Origin of the sequence: Clostridium sp., from assembly GCF_021372645.1 — a bacterium.
Lineage (GTDB): Bacteria > Bacillota > Clostridia > Clostridiales > Clostridiaceae > Clostridium.
This window is the reverse complement of record NZ_JAJFUC010000080.1, coordinates 12,306-31,756: the sequence shown is the minus strand read 5'-3', so window position 1 is coordinate 31,756 and position 19,451 is coordinate 12,306. Positions and strand designations below refer to the sequence as shown.

General features: G+C 28.9%; 13 protein-coding genes and 10 tRNA genes. 1 reads left to right on the top strand and 22 read right to left on the bottom strand.

The features are described 5' to 3' along the window. Window positions 1-55: 55 nt before the first annotated feature. The 13 genes from LLF98_RS12430 to LLF98_RS12370 form a co-directional block, all read right to left on the bottom strand. A tRNA-Leu gene (locus LLF98_RS12430) sits at window positions 56-140 on the bottom strand. Window positions 141-157: 17 nt separating this feature from the next. Beyond that, a tRNA-Lys gene (locus LLF98_RS12425) sits at window positions 158-233 on the bottom strand. Between the two features lie 6 nt (window positions 234-239). Continuing rightward, a tRNA-Gln gene (locus LLF98_RS12420) sits at window positions 240-314 on the bottom strand. Window positions 315-317: 3 nt separating this feature from the next. Continuing rightward, a tRNA-His gene (locus LLF98_RS12415) sits at window positions 318-392 on the bottom strand. Window positions 393-397: 5 nt separating this feature from the next. Beyond that, a tRNA-Arg gene (locus LLF98_RS12410) sits at window positions 398-474 on the bottom strand. A gap of 35 nt (window positions 475-509) precedes the next feature. After that, a tRNA-Gly gene (locus LLF98_RS12405) sits at window positions 510-583 on the bottom strand. A gap of 37 nt (window positions 584-620) precedes the next feature. After that, window positions 621-696, bottom strand: a tRNA-Pro gene (locus LLF98_RS12400). Between the two features lie 7 nt (window positions 697-703). Beyond that, window positions 704-780 (bottom strand) — tRNA-Arg (locus tag LLF98_RS12395). Between the two features lie 147 nt (window positions 781-927). Next, window positions 928-1,001: transfer RNA gene (locus LLF98_RS12390), tRNA-Gly, on the bottom strand. A gap of 17 nt (window positions 1,002-1,018) precedes the next feature. Beyond that, window positions 1,019-1,094: transfer RNA gene (locus LLF98_RS12385), tRNA-Pro, on the bottom strand. Window positions 1,095-1,392: 298 nt separating this feature from the next. Then, entirely contained in the window at window positions 1,393-1,872 is a 480-nt protein-coding gene (locus LLF98_RS12380; protein WP_291704035.1) for a metallophosphoesterase, read from the bottom strand. 166 nt (window positions 1,873-2,038) lie between these two features. Then, window positions 2,039-2,650, bottom strand: coding sequence for an XTP/dITP diphosphatase (locus LLF98_RS12375; protein ID WP_291704033.1), 612 nt, complete (start codon window positions 2,648-2,650; stop codon window positions 2,039-2,041). 101 nt (window positions 2,651-2,751) lie between these two features. Next, on the bottom strand, window positions 2,752-3,729 hold the full coding sequence (locus tag LLF98_RS12370; RefSeq protein ID WP_291704031.1) for an AIR synthase family protein: 978 nt from the start codon (window positions 3,727-3,729) through the stop codon (window positions 2,752-2,754). Window positions 3,730-3,825: 96 nt separating this feature from the next. Here LLF98_RS12370 and LLF98_RS12365 point away from each other — a divergent pair, with 96 nt between their 5' ends. Next, the gene (locus LLF98_RS12365; protein WP_291704029.1) at window positions 3,826-5,601 is read left to right on the top strand and encodes a hypothetical protein; all 1,776 of its coding nucleotides are present in this window, start codon (window positions 3,826-3,828) and stop codon (window positions 5,599-5,601) included. A gap of 283 nt (window positions 5,602-5,884) precedes the next feature. Here the strand turns inward: LLF98_RS12365 and LLF98_RS12360 are convergent, their stop codons facing one another. The 9 genes from LLF98_RS12360 to LLF98_RS12320 all read right to left on the bottom strand — a co-directional run bounded on the left by LLF98_RS12360 (window position 5,885) and on the right by LLF98_RS12320 (window position 19,414). After that, a complete protein-coding gene (locus LLF98_RS12360) occupies window positions 5,885-7,381 on the bottom strand; it encodes an ABC transporter substrate-binding protein (protein WP_291704027.1) in 1,497 nt (498 codons plus the stop codon). Between the two features lie 351 nt (window positions 7,382-7,732). Further along, window positions 7,733-8,005, bottom strand: a complete 273-nt coding sequence (locus LLF98_RS12355; protein ID WP_291704025.1) for a hypothetical protein — start codon at window positions 8,003-8,005, stop codon at window positions 7,733-7,735. A gap of 3 nt (window positions 8,006-8,008) precedes the next feature. Further along, a complete protein-coding gene (ligA, locus tag LLF98_RS12350) occupies window positions 8,009-10,003 on the bottom strand; it encodes an NAD-dependent DNA ligase LigA (RefSeq protein ID WP_291704042.1) in 1,995 nt (664 codons plus the stop codon). 152 nt (window positions 10,004-10,155) lie between these two features. Further along, window positions 10,156-12,423, bottom strand: coding sequence for a DNA helicase PcrA (gene pcrA, locus LLF98_RS12345; RefSeq protein ID WP_291704023.1), 2,268 nt, complete (start codon window positions 12,421-12,423; stop codon window positions 10,156-10,158). 521 nt (window positions 12,424-12,944) lie between these two features. Further along, window positions 12,945-13,661 carry a pseudouridine synthase gene (locus LLF98_RS12340; protein ID WP_291704021.1) on the bottom strand — a complete coding sequence of 239 codons (717 nt, stop codon included), beginning with the start codon at window positions 13,659-13,661 and terminating at the stop codon, window positions 12,945-12,947. A gap of 286 nt (window positions 13,662-13,947) precedes the next feature. Further along, complete coding sequence (locus LLF98_RS12335) at window positions 13,948-14,775, bottom strand: lytic transglycosylase domain-containing protein (protein ID WP_291704039.1); 828 nt, start codon at window positions 14,773-14,775, stop codon at window positions 13,948-13,950. A 65-nt stretch (window positions 14,776-14,840) separates the two neighbouring features. Continuing rightward, the gene (locus tag LLF98_RS12330; RefSeq protein ID WP_291704019.1) at window positions 14,841-17,339 is read right to left on the bottom strand and encodes a triple tyrosine motif-containing protein; all 2,499 of its coding nucleotides are present in this window, start codon (window positions 17,337-17,339) and stop codon (window positions 14,841-14,843) included. A 288-nt stretch (window positions 17,340-17,627) separates the two neighbouring features. Beyond that, complete coding sequence (locus LLF98_RS12325) at window positions 17,628-18,059, bottom strand: YaiI/YqxD family protein (protein ID WP_291704017.1); 432 nt, start codon at window positions 18,057-18,059, stop codon at window positions 17,628-17,630. Window positions 18,060-18,064: 5 nt separating this feature from the next. Next, window positions 18,065-19,414, bottom strand: coding sequence for a glucose-6-phosphate isomerase (locus LLF98_RS12320; protein WP_291704016.1), 1,350 nt, complete (start codon window positions 19,412-19,414; stop codon window positions 18,065-18,067). Between the last annotated feature and the right edge of the window lie 37 nt (window positions 19,415-19,451).

Below are 19,451 nucleotides of genomic sequence, written 5' to 3'. Positions count from 1 at the left end.
CGCAGCCTCCACCTTGGCAAGGTGGCACTCTACCGTTGAGTCATTTTCGCTCATTTGGTGCAGATGAAGGGAGTCGAACCCTTACACCGAAAGGCGCTAGATCCTAAGTCTAGTGCGTCTGCCAATTCCGCCACATCTGCGCATGTAATTATTAAATTGGTGGCTTACCCGGGAATCGAACCCGGGACACCATGATTAAAAGTCATGTGCTCTACCAACTGAGCTAGTAAACCGAATAATGGCTGGGATAGCAGGATTCGAACCTGCGCATAACAGAGTCAAAGTCTATTGCCTTACCGCTTGGCGATATCCCAATATGGGGTGAACGATGGGACTCGAACCCACGACAACCAGTGCCACAAACTGGCGCTCTACCACTGAACTACGCTCACCACAATGGTGCGTTTTAAGGGATTCGAACCCCCGGCCCACGCCTTAGAAGGGCGTTGCTCTATCCAGCTGAGCTAAAAACGCATATTATTTATTTTGTTACAAACATTAAGTTTGTATGGAGCGGGTAGTGGGAATCGAACCCACCTTTCTAGCTTGGAAGGCTAGAGTATTACCGATATACGATACCCGCATGCATTAAATTTTCAAATAAAATATTAATTTTTAAATGGTCGGGGTGACAGGGATTGAACCTGCGACCTCATCGTCCCAAACGACGCGCGCTCCCAGCTGCGCCACACCCCGATTTAAATGGTGCGTTTTAAGGGATTCGAACCCCCGGCCCACGCCTTAGAAGGGCGTTGCTCTATCCAGCTGAGCTAAAAACGCATATTATTTAAAATTATTTTTCAGACGTTTATTATTATACAACATCTATATGTATTTGTCAATTTTTCTGTTTTCGGAACGTTTTTTATTTTAACCTGTCCCGTAAAATTTGTCAAGCTTTTTACTTACATTTTTCAAAATTTTCAATGGAGCGGGTAGTGGGAATCGAACCCACCTTTCTAGCTTGGAAGGCTAGAGTATTACCGATATACGATACCCGCACATATTAAATTTTTAGTGGTCGGGGTGACAGGGATTGAACCTGCGACCTCATCGTCCCAAACGACGCGCGCTCCCAGCTGCGCCACACCCCGAAGTATAAAATGTATTTCTCAACTTGTCACTTTGTATCTCAGCGACAATGACTATTTTACAATATCAAATCTATTTCGTCAATACCTTTTTTAATAATTTTATAATAATTTACTTAGAAAAGATATAAATATGAGTTTTTATGCGGATGGAATACCTTTTTTCTAAGTTTTTTATACTAAGCAAATTGTTTTTTTTACTTAGGCATCTAAAAAATAACTGCCCAAATATGTAAAATAAATAATTACACTGGTCAATTATTTTTTTGAATATGCCTTCTATGAAGCAGTTAATTAAAATTTATATTCTAACTTCTTTTAAATATGTATCAATATTTCCCTCATCATTAATATCTATAAATCCAACATATCTTCCTTTAAATCTTGGTAGTGATATACTACCTGGATTCATCAAGATGATACCTTTTTCCTCTTCTATTATTTGTTCATGAGTATGTCCGAAAAGAACAACATCTACATCTAGTTCTTTTCCCCTATAATAAATATTATTCATAGAATTTTTTACACCATATAAATCTCCATGCGTAAAAAATATTTTTCTTCCATTTACCTCTATAATAGCTTCCTTTGGATATTGAGCTGAATAATCACAATTACCTGTAACTGCATATACTTCTCCTTTAAAACCACTTTTTAATACCTCTACATCATCAATGTTGTCTCCTAAATGTATCAGTATATGAGCATCTTTTATTAATTCCTTAGCTAAATTAATGTATTTACTTACCCTATGTGTATCACTCACCACCGCAATCAACATAATCTTCTCGCCCTCCTCTAATCTATATTTAGTAAATTTATAAATTTAAAATACACCTTATAGCTACATATTAAAATTTACAGAAAATTAATACTTATTATATTAACATTCTTGCTAATTTTAATTATACTAATAAAATAATTCTATATATCTCATTTATACTGAATTATAATAATCCACGAATTATTTTCTTTAATTCTTTTAATGCAACACCTCTATGGCTAATTTGATTTTTTTCCTCTGAGGTTAATTGTGCAAAAGTTTTATTTAATGGTTCATAGAAAAATAATGGATCATACCCAAACCCCCCTTCTCCATGTAATTCTTCTATAATATATCCCTTTACATCTCCTGTAACTTCAAAGTACTCCCCTTGGTCTGTAAACATTGCTAATTGGCAAATAAACTTAGCACCTCTATTTTCTTTATGTACGTTCCTTAAATTCTTTAAAAGTTTTTCATTATTTTTTGTATCATTTCCATGTTCGCCTGAATATCTAGCTGAATATATTCCTGGTTCTCCATTTAAATAATCAACTGCTAATCCTGAATCATCTGCTAATACAATAAAATTTTCTTCTCCTCTTTTTAATAAGAATTCATATATTTCTTTTGCCTTCTTTCGAGCATTTTCTTCAAATGTTTTTCCATCTTCAACTACATCTATATCAATGTTTTCGTCTTCTAAAGATTTGACTTCTATGTCCAATTCTTTTAATATCTTTTTCATTTCCTTAATTTTTTTCTTATTATTACTAGCTAATATTAATCTTTTCACTATTTATTTCCTCCTACCAATTAAAACTATTTTTAAATTAAAGCAACCATGCATGTTTAAAATAAAATTATTTAAATAATTTTAGACTTTGCCCTTATTTTTTATTTTATATTAAATAATTCATCTCTTTTAGGTGGTTCAACATTTATTTCATTCCCTTTATCAACTAAAATTCCACCTCGTTCAGAAATTTTGCCTATTATACTAGCATCAATTTCTTTTTCCCTGAGTTGTTTAATTAATTCTTGCCCATTTTTAGTAGTAATCAGCATACTACCAGATGATATAAGTCTAAGAGGATCTATTTTAAATTCTTCACAAACTTTTTTAGTTATGTCAAACATAGGTATCTTGTCTTTAAATATCTTAAATCCTTTGTTTGATGCCATAGTAACCTCAAATAAGCCTCCAAGAAGCCCTCCCTCTGTTATATCATGCATTGAATTAACTCCGAATTTTCCGCCTATTTTGCCCTCTTCTAGGACACTTATTTTATTTATTAACATTTTGCCAAATTGTATTTCTTCTTTTGATAAAATTTTTTGAATTCTTTCTTCATAATCATTTATCAAAATATATGTACCTTCTAATCCTAAGGCTTTCGTTACTATTATATCGTCATCTACTTTTGCACCTGCAGTTTTAATAGATTTACCTTTTAAATTTTTTCCTATTGCAGTCACAGATACAACCATCTTATTTACTGCACTTGTTACTTCTGTATGTCCACCTATTATCTCAACACCAATTTTTGCTGCTTCTTCATCAATTTCATTCATAACTTTATTTATTTCTTCTAAGCTTGAAGATATAGGCGCCAATATTGTAACTAATATCCCTATAGGCTCTCCACCTGATGATGCAATATCATTGCAATTAATATGGACAGCTAATTTCCCAATATTCTCATTAGTACTTGTTATTGGATCTGTAGAGAATATTCCTTCACAATCTCCAAAATCAATTATAGAGCAATCTTCTCCAACATCATTTCTGACTTTTACTTCATTTCTTTTAATTGTTTTATTATTTAATATAATATTTCTTAAATCATCAAAATCTAATTTTCCTTCCTTCATTATAAAAAAATCTCCTTTTCTTTATATTTTATGTACTTTTTATTTACTAATTTCATATTAATGAATAAGATGAGAATTTTATGAGAGGTGTATACATTGAGATATATAGGACCATTCTTTAGGATGAATAGTCTTTCCCAAAAAGAAATTAGTGGTCAGCTTTTTCATTTATCAAAAGAATCAGTAAAAACTTTAGTATTGAACTCTAAATGTGGTCTTTTGGCACAAGTTAGAACTCCGAAAAAATCTTCTATAAATGATATTAGCATATTAAATAATTTTTCTCCACTCTTATGCTTATATAGGAAATCTTCCCCTATGTTCATTCATAGCAAAAGTAGTCACGGCTTTGATGAATCAAGCTTTAAGAAGGAAATAAACTCTTCTACTAATGCCCTTATGACATTATGTTTACTTGAATTAAGCGAATATTATTCACATTATGATGAAGGAGACAGAAATGTAGTTTCTCTTGAAAAGCCCTTTAAATACCTTGCAAAAGAGCAACTACAATTTTACTCTGAAAATTTAAGAAATAATGAAGGTTTATTTGTTGACAAAAAAAATGTATCTGATGGAAATTCAAAAGGTTTTTCTTTAGTTGATAAAGATGGCAAATTTAAATTTTCTGATCAAGCTTTTATGATGGATGCTTACTTATTATATTCCTATTGTAATGAGTCTGACAAAATTAGTGATGAATTTATTAAATTTTCATACGAGATCTTAGATATGTTTAAAAACTATAAATCTGCGTTATATGATTTATCCTTTAATGAAAATACCCAAATCTTTTTTGCATTAAATATATTTTATAAATACTCTTGTGACCCAGCTGTAAAAGAACTTATTTTGGATTTAGGAGATTTTTTAATTACTAAATTTCAAGAAAAAGACTACTATTTAGATTCAATAGATGATTGTTCATTATTTTCTATATGCTTAATGGAAGCTTATAAACATACTGGAATAATTTCATTTAAGGAAACGGCTAAAGATATTATTGAAAAATTAATCAGCTTATATGATGCTGATAAAAATATATTCATTAAACTATCTGATAAAAAGGAAAGTAAATATTCATGCTTAGAAGTTAATTCTTATCTTCTTTCCTTGATTATGTACTCACTTCAAGAAGATAAAACTACTGAACTAAAACCCATCATTTCTGGTATATATAGGAAATTCTTTGTAAATGGTGGACTTTTAACAAGCTGGCCTGAAGCTCCAACTTTAGACGAAGTTGAAAGATATAAAAAATTAAGCTTACGTTCTGATGATATGTTAGACGAAATATATTTTAGAATGCCAGTATTACCTACTCCTAAGAGTGTAGGTCTAGCACCTATATTTATAAAAAGTTTAAGTTATTCAAAAAGAAAGGATTCTTTAAGTATTAGTAGGACTTCTTTTGATAGTAATAAAAATATGTTTAATTTCTTTTTAATTATTTATCTACTTAAAGATATGGTTGAAGATTTTATGGAATTTACTCCTTCTTTTGATTCAGAAATACCCCTTGATTTAAGAAGTATAAATGAACTTAATAGTAATTCTGATAAAGGTTCTATCAACAAAAATGTTGCTTCAAATAATTGTAATGAAAATCCATCAGATTTACCTATACTAAATTCTTCAAAAGATATTAATTTAAAAAATGATTTAACTTCTCTAAATATTGAAGAATGTGTTAACTTAGAATATTTTGAAGCTAAAAATACAAATACTTTTAAAAAAATTGATACTAATATTTTATCAAATAAAAACAATATTTCTAAAACTAATTCTTCATTTAAGAATAAAAAATACAAAAAAAACAAAGCCAAACATCCTCATAATACTAAACCAAATAGAAAAATTTCTCAAAATTAGTTGGTTTGAATTAATACACCATTAGCAATGTACAATTAGCAATTAACAATTAGGGAATAAATTCCTATGAAATTTGAAAATTATTTATTAGAAATCCTCTTAGGAAAATTGATACTCCAACAGCGAGAGTCCAAATTTCAAGTGAAAGTCTAAATTTTATATTTGGATACTTGAACTTCCACAACGAGTGCACACGAGTCGTGTTTCCTTATTTGGCTCTTCTAACTTTCTCTTTGAGCTTCATCCTTAATTGCATATTGTAAACTGTACATTGTACATTTGACTATTTAATTGTCGCAAAATCTATATTTCCGTTTCCATCTATTTTTAATTGTGATATTTTATTTGAAATAGCTATATTTTCGTTATAAAACACTAGTGGAAGTATATTATAATTATCGAATAAACTTTCTTCTAAACTTGAATAATCATAATTAGTTTTATTGATTATTGGCTTTTCTAAAAGCTTATTTTGATCATCTGTTAAGTATTCTTTAAACTTAGAATAAAAATTTTGTTTATTCAATACATTAGCCTCATTGTTAATTAAAAGCATATCATATCTTTTTTTCAACTCTTCATCTTTAAATTCTTCTTTTACCAAACTATATTTTATAGTTATATCTGTATTATCCTTAAACCATTCTTGAATGCTTCTGCATAAAATTCTATTTTCATTATTATCTTCACATAGTACTGTCAGTATCTTTGGTTTGTTCCAGTTTTCTTCTTTATTACTACTAACTTTTCTCGCTTGTAATTTAGTTAAATCTTGCTTGTCTTCCCTAAAATAACTTCCTTCTGCAAGCTCAAATTGAGTACTATTTAAATTTTGATAAGATTCAATAGCTTTATTTACATTATTATAAATTTCTCTTCGTCCTTGAATCGGAATAGAATTATCTTTATTATTAATAACTAAGTATGTTGCTTTTATTTCAGGTACTGTTACTAATCTTTTTTGTTCAGCTAATTTATTAAGTTCACTTTCTGGAGGGCTTATTACAATATCTCTTTGCTTAACCTCATATGATGCCATTGACATTTCAACACTATCATCATTCAAGATATTAATATTGGATATATTAATATCACTGCTCTTCTCATTTCTTTTTAGTATCATATTGTCTTTGCTAATAGAATCAATTTTATAATCTCCCGAATAAACTAACGTATTATAATTATTTTTTATATTAGCCCACATTATTAAATATTTTCTTAATCTATATTGTGGTTTGGTTAATTCACTTAAAAAATTATCATCTTTTCTATTTAATCTAATAATAACAGAATTTTCAGTGCCCTTTATAGCAACTCCTGTTTCAAATATAGTTTTTCCTTCTTTAAATTCTTTTGCTCCATACACATCAAGCAATGCTTGTATGTTTTCTTTATCTTCTTCCTTTATTAGTTCTTTAAAAAATACAACTATATCCTTAGGAGTTATTTTACTTCCATCACTCCAAAAAATATCGTCTCTAAGCTTAAATTCATATTGAATTTCCTCTGAATCTTTTACGATTTCACTTGCTAAGGAAGGTACTATTTTATTTTCTTCGTTTTTTAAAACTAGCCCTTTACTCACAGCGCACATAATATCCTCATGTCGTTTAGATAAGTTAGTCACCTTTTCCAGATCTTTTGGAATTTCATCTATGCCATAACTTAATGTTTCTTCTAAATTATTATTAGATAAATTGCTACTTTCTTTATTTATAAATCCTAGACAAAATACAATTACAGAAATAATCATAACTACATAGAAAAAATACTTTTTCATAATTACACCTTTCACTTTGATTTGGTATATTCAAAAATACAAATCAGTAAACTAGCATACTTTCTTTTATATTCCTTATATATAGTATTATTACCATAAATCATTCCTTCTAATCAAAAAGCTGACTCAAAACAATTTAAAATCATTTTGAGCCAGTTTTTTTATTTTAAGTTTAAAAATCAATACTTCTATTATCTTTTTAGAAATTTATTAGATTTTTTAATAAATTTCCAATTTAATCCAATTTTTTTTATTATCTCTTTGCAACTCCTTGTTCCACTAATTTATTAATTATACCCAAATTAACACAATAAATTTTTTCATAAATATCACTTCATTTCAATGCATTGATTATTTAACTAAATTTATTATAAAAAAAATTAGAGAAATAGATATTGCAAAACTTAGTGCAGAATATAATATTCTCTTTTTTCCTGTTTCATTAAGAATAAACCTAATCCCTAAAATCCCCATAGTAATGCAGACTCCAAGTTGTATTGGTAAGTATGAATTAAAAACTTGACCAACATAATAAAATTGATATGTTGTTGTAAAAGTACAAATTATTAAAATGCTTGTTATAAACGCTGCTATAAAACCAAGCAAATTCACTAGTCTTTTCATACCCTACCCCCTTAATATTGCCTCAAATTCTTCTTCTGAAAGAACTTTAACTCCTAATTCTTCTGCTTTAGTTAATTTTGATCCAGCAGCTTCTCCCGCTATTACATAATCTGTTTTCTTACTAACACTTCCTGAAACTTTTGCACCTAAGCTTTCTAATTTATCTTTTATCTCAGTTCTAGAATAATTATTAAGTGAACCAGTTGCAACAACTGTTTTTCCATCAAAAGGATTTTCTATAACTTCTTTTTCATTATACTTAGGATTAACTCCCAATTCCAGTAACTCCTGTATTGTTTTCATTACTTTCTCTTCTTTAAAGAATGCCATAACATCTTGTGCCACTACATCTCCAATATCTTGAACTCCAGTAAGCTCTTCAAAAGTAGAATTTTTCAAACCTTCTATAGATTTGAATTTATTAACCAAATCTTTTGCTGTTTTTACACCCACATTGGGGATTCCTAAAGCATATATAAATGCATATAATTCACAATCTTTGCTTTTTTCAATAGCTTCTAAAAGATTTTGTGCCTTTTTAGATCCAAACTTTTCTAAATTTATTAATTCTTCTTCTTTCAATTTATATAAATCAGAAATAGATTTAATATTAAGTTTTTCAAATAACTGTTCTGCTGTTCTTTCTGAAAAACCAGCTATATTCATAGCTTCCCTACAAGCATAATGCACTATACTTTTAACCAATTGAGGTTTACATGATAAGGTATTTTCACAAAAATAATGTGCTCCATTTAAAATCAAATGACTTCCACATGCAGGACAAACTTCTGGTGATTTAATTTCTTCTGAACCTTCTAATGATTCTGAAACAATTCCCATTATCTCAGGTATAACATCATTACTTCTGCGAACAAATACTTCTGCTCCAATTCTAACACCTTTTCTTTGAATATCATCCATATTATTCAATGTTGCTCGTTTAACTGTAACGCCTGCAAGTTCAACTGGCTCTAGTATTGCTGTTGGTCCAACTCTTCCGCTTCTTCCAACATTCCATTCAACATCTAAAAGTTTAGTTGTTGCTTCTTGAGCTTCAAATTTAAATGCAATTGCCCATTTAGGAAATTTAACTGTATATCCTAATAATTCTCTTGTTCTAATATCATCTATTGCAATTACTAATCCATCTATATCATAATTCAAATCAAATCTAATATCTTTTACATATTCAATTTCCTTTTCAATCTCATCTATAGATGTACAAACTTTAATATACTCATCAACAGGCAATCCTTGCTCTTTTATAAATTCCATCATTTCTAAGTAAGTCTTAAATTGATTTCCTTCTTTATATCCCACATCATAAAAAAATGCTGAAAGATCTCGTTTAGCAGTTTCCCGTACATTAAGGTTTCTCAAAGCACCAGCTGCTCCATTTCTCAAATTCTTTAATGGAGATGCTGAAATTTCATTATAGTTATTAAAAGCTTCTTGAGTCATAACAGCTTCTCCATGAACTTCTAAAATATCTTTATTATGAATTTTAAGCGGAACTGATTTTATTGTTTTTACTTGTGCTGTTACTTCTTCTCCAGTATTTCCAGTTCCCCTTGTTGCTGCAATTTCAAGTATACCTTCATTATTATATGTTAAGTTAATTGTCAATCCATCAAATTTCTTTGTAAGCACATATTTTAAATCTGGTAGTTTTTCGCCTTTATTTCTCATTTCTTCGATAAACTTAACATTCCTATTATGCCAATCTTTTATTTCTTGGAGGCTTTGAGCCTTATCTAAGCTCCAAAGTCTTGCTTTATGAGTATATTTTTTAAATCCATCTAATATTACATCTCCAACTCTTAATGTAGGTGAATAAGGAAGTATATATTCAGTTTCTTTTTCTAACTCTTGAAGTTCATAATATTCTTTATCATAATCCTTATCACTTACAGAAGGACTATCTAAAGAATAATATTCATACGAATATCTATTTAATTTTTCTACAAGCTCTTTTATTCTTTCAATTTTATCCACAATTAGCCCTCCAAATTACTACTAAAAAACTTGATTCACAGACTTTATATTTCAATTCTTGATGTTTAATTATTTACAATCCTATATTCTTTAGTGTAAACAATGATTATTTCCAACTCAACATTGATCATTGAAAACTGAGTATTGTTATTTCATCATAGCATTTTAAGTTTTGCAAATGACAATAGCAATGATTTAACACCTTGCTTGTCAAAGGCAACAGTTAGCTTCTTATCATTACCAGAATCTTGAACTGACACAATTGTTCCTATTCCAAACTTTTCATGAACAACTTTTCTTCCAAGTGTTGCTTCATTATTAGTTATATATTCTGTTGCAATTTCAGCCATAGCACTTCTATCAATTGTATTATTAATACCGCCATTAGCAAGAGTATATGCCCTGTTACCTGTAACGCTATTTCTTAAGCTGTGTGGATTAGTATAAGAATTACTTTTCATAACCTTATCTCTATTTTTAATACTTGCCTTTTCCACGCCAACATATTCTTTAAGATCTGGCTTTATCTCATTAATAAAATCAGACTGAGGATATGCCACAGTTTTACCAAATACTCTTCTAACTTCAGCTGATGTCATAAATAATGTCTCTTTAGCTCTAGTTATGCCAACATAACATAATCTTCTAGACTCTTCCATCTCGGATTCTTTTTCAAACGACGCATTTCCCGGGAAAATACCATTTTCCATGCCAACCATAAATACTACTGGGAATTCTAATCCCTTTGCACTATGAATCGTCATTAATACTACAGTATCATCCTCCTCTTTAATTTTATCAGTATCTTGAACCAAAGAAACTTTTTCTAAATATGCAGATAATGATTGGTCTTCACTACTCTTTTCAAAGTCAACAGCATCAGATACTAATTCCTTTAAGTTCTCAATTCTGCTTTTATCTTCAATTTCATTAGATTCTTGCAATTGTTTCATGTATCCAGTATCTTTTAATATGGATTCAATCAATACTGATACTGGAACTGTTTCACTAAGAATCATTAGATTCTCAATTAATGCAACAAATGGTGTTATAGTTGAAACATTTCTTGATGTTAATGTAGAAATACTTCTAACGTCTGCTAATGCTTCCCACATGTTCAATTCAAAACTAGTAGCGAAGTCTTGTACTTTAGAAACAGTTGCATCTCCAATGCTTCTTTTAGGTACATTTATAATTCTTCTAATACTAACATCATCTTGTGGATTAACAAGAACTTTTAAATATGCTAACACATCTTTTATTTCTTTTCTGTCATAGAACCTTGTACCCCCTACTATCTTATAAGGAATTCCCATTCTTCTAAAACTTTCTTCAAAAATTCTTGATTGAGCATTTGTTCTATATAATATAGCGAAATCATTATAATTCTTGCTTTCTTTGCTTTTTATATCTACAATTTGTTTTGAAACAAAATTTCCTTCATCACTATCAGCATAAGCTCTATATATCTTAATCTTACTTCCAGATTCCTGCTCTGTTCTTAATACTTTACTCTTTCTATTTGCATTATTAACAATTACAACATTAGCTGCATCCAATATATTTGCCTTAGATCTATAATTTTGCTCTAATTTAATTATCTTAGCATCTCGATAATCTTTTTCAAAATCTAAAATATTTCTAACATCTGCACCCCTCCACTGATAAATACATTGATCATCATCTCCTACCACGCATATGTTTTTGTATTTAGATGCAAGTAATTTTACTAATTCATATTGAGCACCATTAGTATCTTGATATTCATCAACCATAATATACTTAAACTTATTTTGATAAAATTCTAGTACTTCTGGATTGTTCCTAAAAAGTTCAACTGTTTTAAAAATCAAATCATCAAAATCTAGAGCATTATTTTCTTTTAATCTTTTTTGATACAATTCATAAACATCTGCAATTTTCTTTTCTCTAAAGTTAGCTTCATTTTCTAACATATAGATTCTAGTCCCTTGCATTTTATCTTTAGCTTTACCTATTTTACCTATTATCTCTTGCTCTGTTATATCTTTATCATTAATGTTAAGAATTTTCATGCATTCTTTCACTAATACCTTTTGATCTGAGCTATCATATATAGTAAAACTACTTTTATAACCTATCTTATCTATTTCTCTTCTTAAAATCCTAACACAAGTTGAATGGAAAGTGGATATCCACATATTATCAGCTCTTTCACCAATAAGTTTTTTTACTCTATCCTTCATTTCCTTAGCTGCCTTATTCGTAAAAGTTATAGCTAATATACTATAAGGAGCAATTTCTAAATCTTCAATCATATGAGCGATTCTATGTGTTAAAACTCGTGTCTTACCTGAACCTGCTCCAGCTAAAATCAATACCTGCCCATCAATTGTAGTTGCCCCTTCATATTGTTCTTTATTAAGTAATGTTTTTAAATCCATTTACTTATTCCTCCTTTCCTAACCTTTAAATATTATACCATATGTAATAATATTTAAATCACTAAGGTTTCTAAAATATTCTTTTTGCATTTAATTTTCTAATATAAACTTTAATATATAAAGTCTTTATTTCAATCAATATAATCTATATTCTATATAGCGAAAAACTGAATCAAAAAAATCATTCATTCAAAAAAATGATTTTTTTAATTCAGTTTTTATATTTTTTTGATATTGTCAAAAATAAATATTTTTTAATTAATATTTATTTTTATATAGTATTCACATTTTAAAGTAAACATTTTCATTAACACAACAAAAAAAAACGCAACCCTTGGGGCTAGGTTGCGCTTTAGCAATAAGCAATAAGCAATAAATAAAAAGGGGGCTATATATTCCTTTTATTTATCCTTGCAAGATAATTATATGGTATTCTCATTAATAATGCAAGTGATTTAATAAAAATTGTGAATCTTTTTGCAATAAATGAATTATTTTATTGCAAAATAATTTAATATTGGTTAATAACTCCTTAAGAGAACTAATTCCTCATCCGTTAATTCTCTATATTCGCCTTCTTCTAAATCTGGATCTAACAAAAGTCCTCCGAATTCTTCTCTTTTTAGATATATAACACTTTTTCCAACAGCTTCAAACATTCTTTTCACTTGATGAAATTTCCCTTCTTGTATTGTGAGTCTAATTTCTGCTCCTTCATCACTGCTAGATAATATTTCAAGCTTTGCTTCCAAACACTTATACCCATCATCTAATATAATTCCATTTTTAAAAGCTACTATATCCTTTTCGTCAACTTCTTTATCAATTCTTGCATAATAAACTTTATCAACATGCCATTTAGGTGATATTAACCTATGATTAAGCTCACCATCATTAGTTAGTAGCAATAGACCAACTGTATCTTTATCTAGCCTCCCAATTGGAAATGGTTTGAAAATTTGATGGTCTATCTCCAATAAATCAATTACAGTTTGATCCCTCTTATCATTAGTTGCAGATATAACTCCATCTGGTTTATTCATCATTAAATAAACATGTTTACGATACGATATTTCTTCCCCATTAATTTTTATACTTGATTTCTCAGGATCTACAGCCATTCCATTATCCTTAACTATTACGCCATCAACCTCTATAAGCCCCTTCTTAACAAAAGATTTAACATCTTTTCTACTTCCATATCCTAAATTAGAAATTATTTTATCTAATCTTTCCAAGTTCTTCACTCCAATCTTTATCTTCTTTAGCTCACCTATTTAATTTTATCTGTCTTGATTTATTTTATCATAGTGTTATATATCTTAACATATTTATTAAATTTAAATTCACTACTGATATTCTTAGAATATATCCCCAAGTATGTATTATTCCTATAAATTGTTAAGTCCTTTTATAATTTCATTGTTATGTTTTTATATTTGTTTACCTTATAATCATAAGTTTATTTTTATTTTATCTGATATTTTTATACACTAATTAAAAAGGTCTAGAATGCAAAACATTCTAGACTCCATTTCTATAATATCCCATTACCTTTGGAACATAATTTTGAGTTTCTTGTGGCATTTTATATAAATCAGCTGCTGATGAAACCCCTCTTTTTTGCATAGTACCTGGGCCCCCATTATACGCCATAAGTGCCAACTCTTTATTTCCATCAAACTGATTCAAATATTCTTTAAACAATTTAGTTCCACCATTAATATTTTGATCTACATCATATTCATCCGTAATCCCAGCATCGGCAAAATTTTGAGGCATAATTTGCATTAGTCCTGCTGCTCCACAATTAGATGTTGAATAAGGATCAAAATCAGATTCTTGTTTAATTATAGCTAAAATTAAATTTGAATCTACTCCATACTTCTTAGATGCAGCATTCACCGCATTATATATCTTCTGCATATCAACATCACTTCTATTAGATAATATAGATCCAGATTTCCCTGCTAGATCCACGTAATTATTATTTAAAATCATAGGTATATCTTCTAATTTTTGTCCCGCTGCACATTGTTGTGCTACCCTAGCAACATTATTTGCAGTTACAATACCATTTTCATCATTTTTACTATTTGTATTGCTCAAATTTTCAGTATTAGTTGCTTTACCATTTACTGAATTTACACTGTCACTTGATGTAGCAACATTGTTTTGTTTAGAATTCTTTGATGACTCCAATAGATTTTGCATTACTAATTGAAATGCTAAATTTGATTCATCACTAGTACTACTTGTTGAACTGGACTCATTTGTTATTTGTCCATTTCCTATCATGTTCATTGCCAATAGTTGCTCGTTTGAAATCTTATTTAAACTATCTATTGCCATATTAAAATAACCTTCCTCCAAAAATTCATGTTGGGCATCTGAAAAATAACTGTCCAAAGATGCCTCTAGTTATTATCGAACTGTTTTCTTTGATCTTTAACTTGAAATATTATTTGATCATAATCTTCATAGCTAACTTTTTTATAATAACTCTTTGCTAATGCTAAAACTTTATACTTTCCTGGAATAAATGGTATAAAGCTATAGTAATGTTTTCTACTATAAGCTTGTACTTTTCTCCATTCATTATTCTCCATTAAATAAAATTCATAGCATACATCCTTGCCACCTCTGCTTATAACTTCAAAAGTCAATTCTTCATTTATATTGCCTTCAATTTTATTTGTTAAAATTTTAGTTTCTATTACAGGTGATGCTTCGCATACATATAAGCTCACCTGTTTCTTAGAATCATACTCGTCCTTGCATTTTAAATTTTTAGCATAAACTTCTATTGTATATTTACCTGCAATCTTAGGTACAAATCTCAACTTTTTATTCTTCGAAAATTCCGTTTGTTCAACAGAATTTCCATTAATCTTAGTTTCATATTTGACTAAAACTTCTTGTGTGTTTTGAATAATACATTCAAACTCAATAGTCTCTCCAATTAAATGAGTCTCCTTATAAGGTAAAATTATATAATCTATCTCTCCTGGTAAGTATTCTATAGCTTTTAAGCATATAACTGTATGAGTATCGTAAGGCCTATCTGAGTATTTATCTTTAATCATTATTTCTACTTCATATTCACCAACTTGTTTTGGAATAAAACTAATCCAGTTAGATTTATTATACTCTACTCCTTCTAGCTTTCTATTATCTTTCCTAATTGTAAATGCATATTGAAGTTTTGTTCCACCTTCTGCATTAATCATTATGTTAACAGGCTCTCCTGTTAAAATCTTCTTTTCCTTATCAATTACTACATCCAAAATTTTCACTGGTTTTTTTCCTTTTTCTTCAATAGTAAATGCAATTTTTTTAGTATCCTCATATTCTCCCTTGTAGTCAACATCTTTAACATACAATATAATTTCATATTCTCCTGCTTCCATAGGCTTCCATGTAAATTTATCTTTATCCATAAAGCCTGTGTTTTCTTCAATAGGTCCCTTCACCTTATATTTATATAATAGATTATTTCCGCCTTCTACCTCTGAAGTAAATTTTATATCAGTTTCACTTACTTGAGGGGAATTTAAGTCAGCTACAAAACTATTGATTTTAATATTCTTATAAGGCTTAACAGTATATACTAAAATAGCTCTATCATCGTACTCTTTATTAGAAAGGATACTCTTCACAAGACATAAAATTCTATAGTTTCCATCCTTTGATTCCGTATAATATACGTCATTTTTCGTAGAATAGTCCTGTATGCAAACTGATTTTCCATTCTTATATATTTTATAAAATTTATATAACACTATAAGTTCATCTTTTTCGCTTACTTCTGCTTTTATATTCGTATCTACTTTAAATTCAAGCTTTTCTCCAACTACCAATGACTTACTCAGACATTTAAAATTTGTTATTTCTATTTTGCTTATATTCTTAACATTTACTTTTATAATTTTATAATCTTCAAAACTTTCAGCAGATTCTATTTTTTTACATTGAATTAAAAATTCTTTTTCTCCTGCTTCAGTAGCTGTATATTTTAAAACATTGCTTGCATCATAATCTCTAATTATATCCCATTCCTTATATCTTTTAATATAAAATCTATATAAATACATATTTTCATCAAATGTTTTTACTTCTATAGTGCATTTTCCTCCAACCACAATTTCTTCTTTGTCAATGATAATTTCCTTTATAACACTTGATTTTCCTTCAATATTTTCTTTTGATACTCCTAATATTATGTCATTTTTCTCGAGTATTACTTCATGAAGAATTTTATCTTTATCATCTTTAACAGTTATTTCTTTATCTTTAATTTCTGTAACATCTATGTTCTCTTCACCAAGTCTTTTACCCTCTTCTGAAAGAGCCATCTCTTCTTGAACATCACAGTCTGCTACTAGAATTTCCTTTTCATCCTTTAAAAGTTCTTTAACATCAAGAAATACTACTTTATCTGTAGTATTATTTATTACTTTCTTAAATTCTGTATTATTGTCAATAGAATCTTCTTTTTTATTTACTAATAAATTTTCATCTTCATTATCTACGATGTCTTTAAAATCTATTTTTACTTCTGTTTCATTTACAACTTTTTCAATAGATACTTCTTCGTGCATAGTGTTTACAGCCTCTCCTCTACCTATAGAGTAGTCTTCCTTAGCTAAATAATCTAAAGGTTTTTTTCCATTTTTCTCTCTAGCTTGTACCATAACTATATACTCCCCTTCCCTTTTAGGTTTCCACACACACTTATTCTTATCTGAAAATTCTTGTATAGTCTTCCAAATTCCGCCCTTGCCAACAATAAATTTATATTCTAAATCTCCCACTTTATTATCTATTTTGCTTAATATATTTATTTCCATGCCGATATTTTGTGGAGTTTGCTTATCAAAAAATATCTCAATATATTTCAACTGAAGTTCTTCCATAAAATTATACCCCTTTCATAATTCTTCTCAAACAAATCCCTATTATTATATTATACATTCATACCATTATTTGTAAATAACTTCAGTTGATTTTTTATTTTAATTATATCATATTTTTTTATGCAATCTCATATATAAAGTGATTATTGAAAATAAAACTTCAAGCTCTTGCATTTTAATCGAATTTTTTTCTAAAAAGAAGCTTACAATTATGATTAAGCTTCTAAATATGGCATATAAAAAATAACAAGTCCGCATGTTATTCCATCTTCTCTCATACACCTAAAATTAACTTTTTATAAGTTTTATTAAATTCTTTTCCAAACGTAAATTATCTTCTTCAGTTCTTTTTTTAGGATTTGAAGTTTTTCCTCCACCTCTTCTGATTTTTTGTGATAAATGCCTTTCTTCTAATAATCTATCAATGTTTTTTTCATCATATATAAAGCCTTTAGGATTTATTACCTTTGCTTTTTTAGATAGACATATTGCAGCTACACCATAATCTTGAGAAACAATTATGTCTCCCTCTTTTGTTTCATTCATTACATACATATCTACACTTTGAAATCCGCTATCAACAATTTTAACTTGCGCATAATCACTTTGAATAAAATGATGAATATCGCAATAAATTATTACTGTAATTTCATGGTTCTTTGCTATTTTTTCAATAATGGAGATGCCTGGACAAGCATCTCCATCAATTATAATTTTCATTTAAATTAAAGTCTCTTTTCTAGTTCTGTTTTAATATCTTCATACCCTGGTTTTCCTAAAAGAGCAAACATGTTTTTCTTATATGCTTCAACTCCTGGTTGATTAAATGGATTTACTCCTAAAAGGTAACCGCTTATCCCACAAGCTTTTTCGAAGAAATAAACCATGTATCCAAAGTAATATGGTGAAAGTTCTGGTACATTTAACACTATATTGGGAACTCCTCCATCATTATGAGCTAATATAGTTCCTTCAAATGCTTTCTTATTAACAAAGTCCATAGTTTTTCCAACTAAGAAGTTTAAGCCATCTAAATCATTTTCATCTTCTTCTATATTGATTTCATATTTTGCCTTTTCTACGTTTATAACTGTTTCAAAAAGTATTCTTCTTCCTTCTTGTATATATTGTCCCATTGAATGAAGGTCAGTTGTGAAATCAACTGCTGCTGGGAATAATCCCTTGTTGTCTTTCCCTTCTGATTCTCCATATAATTGCTTCCACCATTCATTGAAGTAGTGAAGTGATGGTTCATAATTTACTAATACTTCAATTGTCTTACCTTTATTATATAAAGCATTTCGAACTGCTGCATATTGATAGGCTTCATTATCTTTAAGATATGGCTTTGAATAAACTTCTCTTGCTTCACTAGCTCCCTTCATCATTTCATCTATATCGATTCCTGCTGCAGCTATTGGTAATAATCCAACTGCTGTTAATACTGAAAATCTTCCTCCAATATCATCTGGAACTACAAAGCTTTCATATCCTTCAGCATCAGCTAATGTCTTTAAAGCACCTTTAGATTTATCAGTTGTTGCATAAATTCTCTTTCTAGCTTCATCAACACCATATTTCTTTTCTAAATATGTTCTTAAAATTCTAAATGCTATTGCAGGTTCCGTAGTAGTACCCGATTTTGAAATTATATTTAAACTTACATCTTTGCCTTCAATTGCTTGTAAAAGTTCAGTCATATATGCAGAACTAATACTATTACCTACATAAAATATTTTAGGAGCCTTTCTCTTATCATTATCTAGTGCATTATGAAAATTATTTGTTAGCATTTCAATTGCTGCTCTAGCACCAAGATATGATCCACCAATTCCAATAACTATTAGAACTTCTGAATCTGATTTAATTTTTTCTGCTGATTTTTTAATTCTTGAAAATTCGTCTTTGTCATAATTTACTGGTAGATCGATCCAACCTAAAAAGTCATTTCCTGCTCCTGTTCCGTTATGCAATTTATCATGAGCGCTTTTAACCATATCCTCCATATAATCAATTTCAGTCATAGCTAAATAAGGTGCAACTTTTGATAAATCTAATGATATCCCTTTATTCATTTTCTATTCTACCTCCATATACACTTAAAAATGTTTT